The 12,661-nt window shown below is 42.8% G+C and carries 13 protein-coding genes; 10 read left to right on the forward strand and 3 right to left on the reverse strand.

Going from position 1 to position 12,661, the window contains the following annotated elements; all coding sequences use genetic code 11:
- From L2748_RS21770 to L2748_RS21785, 4 genes are all read left to right on the forward strand, one after another.
- Positions 1 to 535, forward strand: a 535-nt coding sequence (locus L2748_RS21770; protein WP_248957746.1) for a hypothetical protein, incomplete at its 5' end; no start/stop codon positions are given.
- Positions 536 to 759: 224 nt separating this feature from the next.
- Positions 760 to 2,847, forward strand: a complete 2,088-nt coding sequence (locus L2748_RS21775; protein ID WP_220783224.1) for a DNA topoisomerase 3 — start codon at positions 760 to 762, stop codon at positions 2,845 to 2,847.
- Between the two features lie 9 nt (positions 2,848 to 2,856).
- Entirely contained in the window at positions 2,857 to 3,171 is a 315-nt protein-coding gene (locus L2748_RS21780) for a single-stranded DNA-binding protein (RefSeq protein ID WP_220783223.1), read from the forward strand.
- 77 nt (positions 3,172 to 3,248) lie between these two features.
- Positions 3,249 to 5,060, forward strand: a complete 1,812-nt coding sequence (locus tag L2748_RS21785; protein ID WP_220783222.1) for a PcfJ domain-containing protein — start codon at positions 3,249 to 3,251, stop codon at positions 5,058 to 5,060.
- Here L2748_RS21785 and L2748_RS21790 read toward each other — a convergent pair.
- The gene (locus tag L2748_RS21790; protein ID WP_220783221.1) at positions 5,050 to 5,421 is read right to left on the reverse strand and encodes a hypothetical protein; all 372 of its coding nucleotides are present in this window, start codon (positions 5,419 to 5,421) and stop codon (positions 5,050 to 5,052) included. The genes L2748_RS21785 and L2748_RS21790 overlap by 11 nt on opposite strands.
- Positions 5,422 to 5,493: 72 nt before the next feature.
- Here L2748_RS21790 and L2748_RS21795 point away from each other — a divergent pair, with 72 nt between their 5' ends.
- From L2748_RS21795 to L2748_RS21815, 5 genes are all read left to right on the forward strand, one after another.
- Positions 5,494 to 5,727: a hypothetical protein gene (locus L2748_RS21795; RefSeq protein WP_220783220.1), complete on the forward strand. Its 234-nt coding sequence runs from the start codon at positions 5,494 to 5,496 to the stop codon at positions 5,725 to 5,727.
- Positions 5,714 to 8,542: a zincin-like metallopeptidase domain-containing protein gene (locus L2748_RS21800; protein ID WP_220783219.1), complete on the forward strand. Its 2,829-nt coding sequence runs from the start codon at positions 5,714 to 5,716 to the stop codon at positions 8,540 to 8,542. The genes L2748_RS21795 and L2748_RS21800 overlap by 14 nt, the downstream gene beginning before the upstream one ends.
- 105 nt (positions 8,543 to 8,647) lie before the next feature.
- Positions 8,648 to 9,382 (forward strand): P-loop NTPase family protein, encoded by a 735-nt coding sequence (locus L2748_RS21805; RefSeq protein WP_220783218.1) that lies wholly within the window; start codon positions 8,648 to 8,650, stop codon positions 9,380 to 9,382.
- Positions 9,383 to 9,385: 3 nt separating this feature from the next.
- Complete coding sequence (locus L2748_RS21810; protein WP_248957747.1) at positions 9,386 to 9,862, forward strand: hypothetical protein; 477 nt, start codon at positions 9,386 to 9,388, stop codon at positions 9,860 to 9,862.
- A 2-nt stretch (positions 9,863 to 9,864) separates the two neighbouring features.
- The gene (locus L2748_RS21815) at positions 9,865 to 10,365 is read left to right on the forward strand and encodes a hypothetical protein (protein ID WP_248957748.1); all 501 of its coding nucleotides are present in this window, start codon (positions 9,865 to 9,867) and stop codon (positions 10,363 to 10,365) included.
- Positions 10,366 to 10,370: 5 nt separating this feature from the next.
- Here the strand turns inward: L2748_RS21815 and L2748_RS24655 are convergent, their stop codons facing one another.
- Positions 10,371 to 10,559 (reverse strand): hypothetical protein, encoded by a 189-nt coding sequence (locus L2748_RS24655; RefSeq protein WP_373317245.1) that lies wholly within the window; start codon positions 10,557 to 10,559, stop codon positions 10,371 to 10,373.
- A gap of 228 nt (positions 10,560 to 10,787) precedes the next feature.
- On the opposite strand from L2748_RS24655, the gene L2748_RS21820 reads away from it, so the two are divergent.
- Positions 10,788 to 12,476 (forward strand): methyl-accepting chemotaxis protein, encoded by a 1,689-nt coding sequence (locus L2748_RS21820; protein ID WP_220783523.1) that lies wholly within the window; start codon positions 10,788 to 10,790, stop codon positions 12,474 to 12,476.
- Between the two features lie 12 nt (positions 12,477 to 12,488).
- Here the strand turns inward: L2748_RS21820 and L2748_RS24660 are convergent.
- Positions 12,489 to 12,661: hypothetical protein (locus L2748_RS24660; protein ID WP_420833310.1), on the reverse strand; the 173-nt coding region annotated here is incomplete at its 5' end.

Consider the following 12,661-nt stretch of genomic DNA (forward strand, 5'->3'; position numbering starts at 1 on the left):
GATGATCACATGTCAACAATCTATACCACAACAGACTAATATTATTAGATTAATAAAAGAAAGACCTATTCAACCGCATCAATTTTTCGGGCTCTGTTTGAACAATGAGCCATTTAAACAACTTAGAATTAACTTAGCGTATATATTTTTCTTACGAAATAGTTTTAATAACGAGTGTGGGTACGAGATGGGCGAAAATGAAATCGTATACCTATATGAATTACTTTTTAAAAATCAGGCTATTATTATCCCCGACGCCCCCCTAATTGAAAGCCAATCGATGTTGCTATCCTTTGTAGAGTCTGAACATTATTTATTAGGGGTAAGCAATGATGACTTAAGGACTTTTGTCGTAAATGATAGAAAAGAGTACCTCTCAGAGGATTTTGAATTGATGAAAGTGCACATTTTATCAAATCTCAGCCTCTATCATCCATGGAGCGCACTCAGGCCCAATACTTCGGCGGAAGACTGGGCTTTTGAGAAAAACAGAATAGAAAAACTCAAACCTACTATAACGGCATTAATCAATTAGCTTATTCGCTACTCCAGCTCCTCACCGCGCATATATAAATCGTAACCCCATATTGCAACAGCTCCAACCGCAAAAACAAAGAACAATATAAATATCCTTCTGCTTTGGCGGACTGACTTAGCGTGATCTCTTAATGGATTACCAGAACGACATTCACTAGAACGATCTGCATCCGCTGATAACTATTTCACACAAACCAAACAACTTTATAAAAGGGACTCATTATGCGCTTATTTATCGCAGAAAAACCCGGCGTTGCCAAAGCCATTGCGGCTGAACTTGGTGTAACTGAAACCCATCGTTCGCACATCATTTGTGGTGACGATGTAGTCACTTGGTGCTTTGGCCACATGCTTGAATTGGCGGAGCCCGATGACTATACCCCCGCCGATGTACCTTGTCGTAACGGCAAGAAGATATGGCGAGTGGATGAACTACCGATTATCCCTGCCAATGACAACTGGGTACTTAAACCTAAGCCGGATGCAGAATTTCAACTTAACCAAATCGGTAAGTTCATCAAACAAGCCAACACCATCGTCAATGCTGGTGACCCAGACCGTGAAGGGCAACTGCTCATCGATGAGGTGCTGGATTTCTTTGGTAACCAATCACCTGTTTTACGTTACTGGGCCAACGCGATTGACCCAGTATCAGTTAAACGTGCTTTAGCGGATTTGAAGAACAATGCAGATTATCTTCACTTTGGCCAAGCAGCCATTGGGCGGCAACGTGCAGATTGGTTAATCGGCATGAACTTAAGCCGTGCTATGACCTTACGCGCTGAACGTGGCGGTAGTCATGCCCTACTGACGGTTGGGCGAGTGCAATCGCCGGTATTGGCCTTAGTTGTAGGTCGTGACCGGCAAATAGAAACGTTTAAACCTATTCCTTATCACACACTTAAAGCCAGCTTGGCACATGAGCAAGGCAACATCGATGTGAATTGGAAAGCCGGCGAAGAACAACCAGGACTCGATGAAGAAGGACGATTAACCAATACAGGGATTGCTGATACGCTGGTTAATCAGTTAACCGGCGCCGATGCAACGGTCTTGGCCTCAACGTCAACCAACAAAACACAATCACAACCGCTGACCTTTGCACTTTCTGATATCACCTTGATTGCCTCAAACAAGTTTGGCTACAGCGCTGAGGACATTCTGAAAACCTGCCAGTCATTGTATGAGAAGCATAAGCTCACGACCTACCCGCGTTCAGACTGTGCTTATCTTCCTGAAAGCCAGTTTAATGATGCCGCCGCAACCCTTGAGGCTGTAAAGCAAGTTAACCCTGAACTGGCTAGCCTTATCGATAAGGCTGACACCAGCATCAAATCAAAGACCTGGAACGATAAAAAGGTTACAGCCCACCATGGCATCATTCCTACCATGCACACTGCTGATAAGGCCGCACTCACTGAGCCTGAGCGCAATATTTACAACTTAGTGGTTAGAGCGTATATCGCACAGTTTTATCCTGGTCATGAATATGCCAGTACCAGTATCGATTTTGATATTGGTGGCGAGTTGTTTAGCACCAAAGGAAAAGTGGTCACCCTTAATGGCTGGAAAGACGTTTACCAAGTCGATGACGAAAAGGAAGACAAAGAGCAGCCATTACCCAAACTCAGTAAAGGCGACACGCTTACTTGTCATAGCGTGACGCGCCGCGATGCCAAAACCAAACCACCAAGTCGATTTACCGAAGGTACGCTCATTCAGGCGATGAAGAACATTCATAAGTTTGTTGAAGAAGCTGATAGCAAAAAAATGCTCAAAGAGGAGGACGGTTTAGGTACGGAAGCCACCAGAGCATCCATCATTTCTGAGCTTAAACGTCGTGAATATCTTGTTATCACCACCAAAAAAGCAGGCAAAGACAAGGAAATTAGCCAGATAAGCAGCACCACCATTGGCCGCTCGCTCATCGATGCGCTCGATACCATGGTGAAAAGCCCCGTACTGACCGCCTTGTTCGAACGAATGCTTAAGAATGTGGAACTGGGCACCATGACACTTGATGACTTTGTGAATAAACAAGTCGCCTTTGTCACCGCTCAGGTGCAAAAAGCCAATAATGGCAGTGTCAAAATCGCCGGCGCAAAACCCGCCTTAGTGATTTCAGACGTTCATAAGTGTAACGCCTGTGGCTCGGGACTCATTCGGCGCCCAAGCACCAAGAAGCGTGGCGCGTACTGGTGGGGATGCAGCAACAATCCCACATGCACCCAAACTTACCTAGACTTCAAAGGTCGCCCTAATTACCAATCCGCTAAAACAACCACTCAACCTCAAGACGCGACAGCGTAAGGAACTTCTATGTTTGTAAAATTATGCAATATCGGCCAAGACGCCATCACTCGCTACACACCAGGCGGTAAAGCCGTCACCGTCATTTCCTGTGCCTACAGTGTTGGCTATGGTGAAAACAGAAAAACACAATGGATTGAAGCGGAGCTCTGGGGCGAACGCGGCGAAAAGCTGGCTGAAAAATGTGTCAAAGGTCGCCAGATTTTACTTACTGCTGATGACGTGGCCATTGATACCTTCACTAAAGCAGACCAAACCACTGGCTTTAAGCTTAAGTGCCGAGTCATTGATATCGATTTCACGGCCTCAACGCCAAGTAATTAGCGTTCACCTTGGTTAGTGCCGTTATCCAAGGCATTAACCATTCCCTACATTGATATATTCGCCAGCGGACCTACCAAATGATCCAAGGATTAATGAAGGCGTTAACTGCGTTTATGCCTAAATCACTGCAACCACTAATTACCTCACCAACAGTAGCACTTCCGATAATAGAGGGGGCACTAGAACAACAATTAGAAATGCCCATAGCCATATTGCCGTCTGACCCGTTAACCAGCATTTCTATAGCTGTGGAAGCTCCCCCTGAATACGAACCTTTTAACCGACTATATGAGTACCTATTGTCGCAAGATGTTGGTTATCTCATTAAAGACAAAACGACTGAGCGTGAACGCGTATTAGCTATTTGCGGCATGTGGCGAATGACTAAAACGATAAAAACCGGCAAGCTTCAATATCACCAGCTAAAAGTGACTTATGAAAACGGCGAGTTTCAATCTAAATGGATAAGAACTAAGAAAGAATGGGTGTTACCGCTCTTTACATTTAATATAAACTCAGTGTATTTCGACGAGATTAGGAATTATGGCTTGGATGCCATACTAAAAGACTTAAATAAAAGCCCTAGTTTAAAGGGATTTAAACATAAAGATGTAAACTTAGCGATAAATAGGAAGACCGGCAGAGGTAAAACCTATTCATTATTATCAAATAAACTTCGCTATAGAGTGAGTGAAGACAACCTGAAACTTGCTGCACGCTCACTAATAAGGTCCATTTGGCAATTTATTGATAACAGAGCAACATATAGACTTTGTTACAACATGTATTACCTGCGCCATTGTGGATCAGAGTTGACGGATTTTCATTTCAAATTCATTAATGACTTCGCTAAGCACGATATATCCATAGAATACTGGGATAACAATAAATCATTACTCCCATTACTCTATTTAATTGACGACAAGTACTATTCAAACGAACAATTATTTAGCAACAAGCAATTAATCTCGCTGTTATCTACGACTAACATACCGCTATTAAAGAACGATTTACGCATATTAAGAGAACAATCGGTCACCTTCGTAAAAACATTCTGTTATAGCATTAGAGATTTTAATAACAGTATTGAAGGTTACTATAATTACGATGTTGAGGGACTGTATTACCAATCCAAGGCTATCGGTGAGGAAACCATTAAAAAATCATTAAAGTACTTCACAGGGTTTATTCGTTCACCGGAACTCATGAGTTACCCAACAACGATTAAGTGCAAGTTACTCATATTGTTTTCAAATTATCTATTCCGACTCTCTAGCTCATCACTACCTCTTGAATCACTACAAACTATCTTAACCCAATGGGCTATATATCATCATGACATGATAAAAAATGTCAGACCGATGAAACATGCTGAGCAATGGGAAAGGGTGATAAACCACTGTAGGCACGTTTTAGATTGGTATCAACATGCTACCCCCTTGCTGCATAAAAACCAAACATGGGTGTCATTTCAGCAATTAACAGACAACTGGGATCGCAACCGGCACGATGCGGAAGCTCAGGATATAGAAGAAATATGTTGGGATAAGCAATTAACTCAGGATATGACCATTAACGTGAAGAAAAACACGGTGACAATATCAGAGCTTAATACCGCACGAGAACTGCATACCGAAGGTTTTGAGCAAAACCACTGTGTCTACTCTTATTACCACTACTGCTTAACTGGCAACTACAGAGTCTTTTCATTAAAAGAGTTTGCAGACGATGGATCGTTGGTTCATAGACTTACGCTAGGTGCGAATGTGTGTATCAAAACAAACGTACTGACATACGAACAATTACAATCCAAAGGCAATGGTCTACCTCCACCACACTTAAAACAGATAGCGAAAAAAATGATCACCAATTTAAATATTACCGTTTAACCTTGATGTATCGATGCCATAACCAGCAGTACTCGACGATTAAGATAAACATGCCAGCTGTCACTTGAAAAACTGAATGCCCGTAAAAAGCGATTGGATTTTTATCGTCACTTCCCCAGTACGTAAATAATGGGGCTAGAGTGGCTAAAAAAAACACTCCAAGCAATGGCATTAAGTACACAACCCATTTATCTCCAAAAAGTAACCCTATGCATAGCAAAGCGGTGAGTAATCCAACTGTAAAGCATAAGCGCTTTAACACCGGTTCGAAGACATACTGTGGAACATCAACAATCAAAAGCACCGCACAGAGTCCAGTAATAAACAACGTTGCAATTACACCACCTAGTTCCCGAATCACACAAATAACCTTAGCCAAAAATGAACGAACGGATTAGACACTCTTCCACTAAATAAACAAAGGAAAATAATCGTGCAAACAACAAATAAACCTGAAGCAGAACAAGAAAATGCTCAACTTGATTTACATTCACCTATATCCACCAACGAACTTCTAACTCAAAAATCACAAGACGCCGAAACCACACCAGGGTTTGGGGCTAGCTATTCACCCGATGAAGCCGAACTTGCGGGCGCCTTTGTTGAAGATGCGCTATCTGAAAATGATGTGCTAGACACTGAGGAGCTAATCGATGAGCACAACTAAACGCCCTTTCCATGAAACTGTTGCCGCTAATTTGGTTGAACGCTTAGAGCAAGGGACTGCGCCCTGGCAACAGCCTTGGACCGATAAGCAACAACCTCATCTTCCCTATAACCCTAACAACAATCGACGCTACAAAGGCATTAACACCTTAAACCTCATGGCTCAGGGGTACAGCGACCCACGCTGGATGACCTATAAACAAGCCGCTACCGTTGATGCACAAGTGCAGAAAGGCGAAAAAGGCACCTTGGTACAGTTCTGGAAATTTAATGATGAAAAGAACAAGACTGATGAGAACGGTAAGGTTGTGAAAGATGCGCAAGGTAAGCCAGTTAAAATCAAAGTGAAACTTGAGCGCCCTAAAGTCTTTTATGCCTCCGTGTTCAATGCAGAGCAAATCCAAGGCTTACCGGCGTTAGTGGTTGAGCCGCCCAATGAAGAACAACAATGGCAAAACATTGAGCGAGCCGAAAAGTTACTCGTTGCTTCTGGTGCCAAGATTAACCACGACCAAGCAGACCGCGCATTTTATTCTGTAGCTAAAGACAGTATTCACCTCCCCGAAAAAGAGCAATTTGATGAAGCCGGTAAATACTATGCAACGGCGCTACATGAACTTGGCCACTGGACCGGTCACCCTTCACGCCTTAATCGCGATTTAGCCAATCCCTTTGGCAGTGAAGCCTACGCTAAAGAAGAACTACGCGCTGAAATTTCATCAATGATATTGGGTGAGGAGTTAGGCATTGGTCATGACCCTAGCCAACATACCGCCTACGTTAAGAGCTGGGTAACCGCCCTTAAAAATGACCCACTTGAAATATTCAGAGCCGCGGCCGATGCAGAAAAGATATTAACCATGCTACTCGGCTTTGAGCTACAACAGGAGCACACCATGACAGCAGAGCTTGAACTCGATGATGACGCGCAGTTATCCTGGTCAACCGTACAAGACACAGCCAAAGAGTTAGGCTTTATGGCGGTGTTAACCTCAAACAAGGATGATTTAGTATCACCGTACATCATTAATTATCACTCGCCCGATGGAATGCCCGCCCCCATCCAATCACGATTAAAACCAGACGGGCAGGTACACACAGGGTTAGAAGGTGAAACCATTGAGGATAAAGACTTCACCCTCAATGCCGAACAACAAAGAGATACACTACTTGTTGCCTTAACGCCCTATCAAAATCTTAAGCAGATTGAAGAAATTCACCAGCAAGCCCCACATCAAGTAACGCAGGCGCCACAAAGGGATGACGTTGAGAAAATCTACCTTGACGTGCCTTACAAAGAAAAGGACCAAGTAAAAGCACTCGGCGCCAAATGGGATAAACAAACCAGTCACTGGTGCGTCCCTAAAGGCACTGACTTAACCCCTTTCAATCAATGGCCAGTCACCACACCCACGACAACCAAGCACTATCTAGCCGTCCCCTATGAAGAACGCAACGAAGCGAAAGCCGCCGGTGCAAAGTGGGATAAACAACAAAGTGCCTGGTATATCAATACCAGCAAAGATGACACCTTGCTTGATAAGTGCCGTCAATGGTTACCTGAAAACCAACAGGTTGAAACCACGCAACCATTAGATGCGCGTGAAGAGTTTGCCGACAAACTGGCCTTCCTGGGGTTTGACGTGTCAGGTGAGCACCCTATCATGGACGGTAAAAAGCACCGCTGCCGTGTTGATACCGATAAAGTTGGTGTGTCTCATAATTCAGGCGCCGGTATGTATGTAGGTTCACTCGATGGTCACCCTTGGGGTTATGCCATTAACAACAAAACCGGTGAAGAAACCAAGTGGAAAGCCAAAGGCTATAACCTGAGCCCAGCAGAAAAAGCCAAGTACCAAGCCATTGCGGCCCAAAAGCAGCAAGAACTACAAGAAGCCAAAACCAAAGAGCAATCTAAAGTCGCTAACGCAATCACTCGACTGGTTGCGGTCTGCACTCAAGCAACCGGTAATGAGAAGTACATTACCGATAAACAATTAACCACGGCCAAGCTCTTGTGTGTTCCACCGCCAAACAGTTTACCTAATGACCCCGATATCCTTATCGGTGAAAACTGGAAGGCCAGTAAAGCGCTACGCGAAGCCAACCCAGACAAACTCATCTTTACCACGGGTGAACTGTTAGTACCGGCAATGGATGAAAAAGGGAATATCAGAACCGCGCAAACCATTCAGGCCAACGGCACCAAGATGTTTCCCCGTGGCGGGCAAAAGACCGGTACATTCCACATCGTTGGCGGTGAATTGGAAGATATCGCCAGAGTCTCAACGCTGATTATTGCAGAAGGGCTCGCGACCGCTGATACCATCGCAGAAGCGAGTAAACACCCTGTCATATCGGCATTTGATGCGGGGAACGTGATTGAAGTGGCTAAGGAGCTACACGACAAATTCCCTGATAAAACGCTGCTTATCTGCGGTGATGATGACGCGCACCTAAGCCTAACTGAATTTAAAGGTAACGTAGGCCGTAACAAAGCAGCGCAAGCGGCTGAGTTAACCGGTGGCAAAACGGTGTTTCCCATCTTTGCCCCTGGGGAGCAAAATTACCCAAGCCACATACCACCAATGACGCCTGAAAAATGGCGAAACAACGAAGTGACAGACGAGGAACGTAGCGCCATTAATGGCATGAAACGCTTCACTGACTTCAACGATTTAAAACTCAAAAGTAAGTTTGGTATTGAAGGGGTGAAGCGCCAGTTAAGCGCGGCTTTACACAAAATCAAGGAGCAACAGCAAGAAGCGCCTGTACAGGCTAAAACCCAGCAAAAGAGCCACGGCTTTACCCGCTAGCCCACAACACACTCAACCCTATTAACGTTTATCACCGCAAAGGCGGCGCTTTCGGCTGCCTTTGTTTTGAAAACGTAACTTAATCAAATTAAACAAGGACATATTATGTCAAAAATTCATTTCGTATTACAAGGCAAAGGCGGCGTAGGTAAATCACTCGTGGCCAGTTTAATCGCACAGTACTGCATCGAGCACGACAATATCCCAATGTGCATCGATACAGACCCTGTTAACCAATCCTTTGGAGCTTATGAGGCTCTTAATGTCCATCAGCTTGATATCATGGTGAACAACGATGTAGACCAGTCAAAATTCGATCAACTCATAGAGTTAATCAACCAACACCCTGAGCAAGATTTTGTCATTGATAACGGCGCCAGTTGCTTTGTGCCTCTCTCAAATTACTTGCTTAATAACGAAATCATTGAAATGTTGCTCGAACAAGAACATGAAGTCGTGATCCATACCGTAGTCACTGGTGGTCAATCAATGATGGATACGCTTCACGGGTTAGATACATTGATCACTAGCTACCCAAACACCTGTGCTTTCGTAGTTTGGAAAAATCCTTATTGGGGAGCTATCGCAAATGAGACAAATTCATTTGAACAAATGCCTATCTACTTAGAACACAAACAGAAGATAACAGCATTAATTTCATTGCCTGAAATGCAAAAAGACACATTCCAGCGAGACTTCACCACTATGTTGGCAGTTAAGCATACCTTTGCAGAAGCAGTGATAGATCCGCAACTATCGATTATGAACCGTCAACGGTTAACGATGTTACGTCGTAAAATTTTTACAGAGATCGAAGCTTCTCACTGCTTATGGGACTGATAGATGACTAATAACCACAAACAGATCATTGCACTCATTGCTGAGCGTAATAGAACCATTATTAGCGATGATGATCCAATACTGATCCTCAATACCCTATTTGAGTACGCAGTAGAGCAACTCGACAATAAAAACCAAGCACAACAACACCAACTAAACCAACACATAGAATCGATACTAGCTCGATTAGAGCACTCCATGGACAACAGTCTTATCAATTGGAGTGACTCTATCGACAAAAAAGCAGAGCTCTTAATACGTGTTGGTTTAGAAGAGAATCGCGATCAAATCGCGGTCGCAAAAAAGAAGTTCTTTGCTGATCTCGAATCACAAATAGCTAATCAACAAGTAATAACCAGCGCTGCGGCTGAAAAGATTCAGAAAGCCGCAAAGCTTAACTATATGGTTGGTGCCTTTCTAAGTGTCGCCGTTGCAGTTGTTTGTATTTTCGCTCTATTCCTTAAAATTAGAGGAGGTTAGAAATGTACGTATCAAAAAGACAATTCATCATGCCCGCGGCCTTGGTGACAAGTTTATCTGTACCGGTAGCATTAATCCAAGGCGTTTCACTCTGGGGATTTATTTTCGCTGTGATTGCAAGCATAACGATATTCAGTGCAAGCTTTTATTATCGGAAAATCTCATTTGCCACTGGATACTCGCTTATCTTAATTCCAGCATCATGTTTGCTATTAACTTACATGAGCTGGCCCCTATCCCCCTTATTAATCATCGAATCGGCGTTAACACCCGAAATTGATGGCCAGCTGCGAGATTTAATGCAAAGCGCTCAGGCATTATTGACTGAACAAGATATTAAGAACCAAGGTAATCGAATTAACGCTTTGGTAGACTTTATTCTTTTCAGCCAAACTAATTTTTTATTAATGGCTGGTTTCGCATTCATCATTAACACCAAGCGCGGCGTAATGGTGAAACACCAGCAAACCCTAAATAGCCCAGACCGTTCCCATGAGGGCTAGTCGCCTTATCGTTCCAATCCACGAGTTCTACTGATTTCCCCCTGGCTGTTAATAGTGATTTTAACGCCTATTTTTAAGCGCCTTACATCACTCTTTATCGGTAGTACCGAAACCACTTCCGGTGCAGTCTTGATTAATATCAATGACTGCCCGTTAACCTCTCTTAACCCCGCAAATTCCCTCTTAACCGCCAGTTAGTTCACCTTCCCTCCCCGCTCACTCACCCACAAAACATTTCAAACGGAACTAGATTTATTAGCACCTTAAAAGTTAGTGGGGGCTAATGTAATAGCTAATAGCAGCCAAAATTCTGTTGTTTAACGCTCATTAACCCGATAAAACAATCATTTCTAATTCTTTTTTATTGATTAATTTTGTGGTTCGGTATATTTCAAAGCAAATTATTTTAATTACAACCAAGAATGAATAACTTATCTATAAGAACAAAGTTTTTACTTGTCGCTTTAATCCCCATGTTACTTGCAATTAGTGCAGTATTAAGTGTTGTGGCCAGCTTACAAACCACATCGCTAGATTTAGAGACAAAAGCATACCAAGCAACATTAATGGAAGAGCGGAAAAACAATATTCGTGATGCAGCTTTAATCGCTACAGCAGTAATAGAAGATATTGTGACACGGCTTGGAACAGATGGTGAAGCTAGACAAGCATTACATTATGCACTTTCAAATGCACGATTTGCAGCCAATGAAACTGGCTACTTTTTTATTTTCGATGAAAAAGGAAACTACCTTGTACACAGCCTAAATCCTGATGTAGAGGGAACTTCTGGAATGGGGTTGACAGACCCTAACGGAGTAAAAATAACCATTGAACTCCAAGAACAAGCACGCCGAGGCGGCGGGTTTATCGAATATGTATATGATAAAGAAGGAAGTACAACACCACAGCCTAAAATCTCATATTCATCCCCGATATCAAATTCAAATGGATGGTTTTTAGGCACAGGACTGTACACCGATGACATTGAAAAATCGACTCAAGTATATCGCAAAGAAGCTCAAGACAGAATGATGCAACAAATAGCGACTATTCTGTCAATAAGTACAATACTCGCGATTATAGTTTCAGGATTAATGATATTCGTATCCGCAAAAATTTCAGCACCAATAAAGTCCATGCTAAATAGTTTTGAGGACATAGCTAAAGGCGAAGGTGATTTAACTTATCGAATTAATGTGAAGGGGACTGATGAAGTTGCACAGCTTGGTATTGCATTCAATCAATTCATTGATAAGCTTCACCATATTATTTCAGATATTTCGATAACAACGAGTCAAGTGACTAATGCTGCGTTATCAATCAACACTCAGACAACTGAACTACAAAAACAACTAAAAAATCACAATAATGAAACTGACTTAGTTGTAACGGCTATTACAGAACTTAATTCCACTGCGCAAGAAGTTGCGAGAAATGTTAATGATGTTGCTGGCGCTACAAGTAACGCTAATCAAGACTCTCAAGAAGCACTTAAGTTGGTAACGCTATCTTCCCAAGCAGTTTCATCTCTTGATGCTAACATAAAAAAAAGCAGTGATAATATGAGTTCACTGCAACAACAAACTACCCAAATAAACACCGTATTACAGGTTATCGGCGACATAGCCGATCAAACTAATTTACTTGCATTAAATGCGGCTATTGAAGCAGCTAGGGCCGGAGAGCAAGGCAGAGGCTTTGCCGTAGTTGCTGACGAAGTCAGAAACTTAGCCAGTAGAACGCAAGACAGTACTATTGAAATAAAAAAAATGTTAGACGAGTTACACCGGTTTGTTCAACAAGCTGTAACTACAATGAGCGAAAGCCAGAAGTCATGCGAGGACGTATCACAATCAGCATCAGATATTTCAATAGGCCTCGATTCTGTAGGAAAAAGCGTTGATACAATTGACTTAATGATGGACCAAATCGCAACAGCAGTAACAGAACAGAGTGTTGTCACAGCTGAGGTAAATGAAAATCTTGTCGTCATAAGAGATATCGTATTATCGTTATTGGAGTCTAACAACGATTCCAGTTTGGTTGCCACTGAATTAGGGAAGGCAGGTAAACAACTGGGGGAACTAGTTGCACAATTTAAAGTGTAGCCCAAATGACACTTAGCGTTCTAGCCCTCTATAGCGACTTATTTTAGCTTGAATATTGATGGTAATTTGTTCACCAACTTTCAACTTCCTTACGTCACTCTTTATCGGTAATACCGAAACCACTTCCGGTGCAGTCTTGATTAATATCAATGACTGCCCGTTAACCTCTCTTAATCCCGCAAATT

Origin of the sequence: Shewanella sairae (genome assembly GCF_023283535.1) — a bacterium.
In the GTDB taxonomy this organism is placed as follows: Bacteria; Pseudomonadota; Gammaproteobacteria; order Enterobacterales; family Shewanellaceae; genus Shewanella; species Shewanella sairae.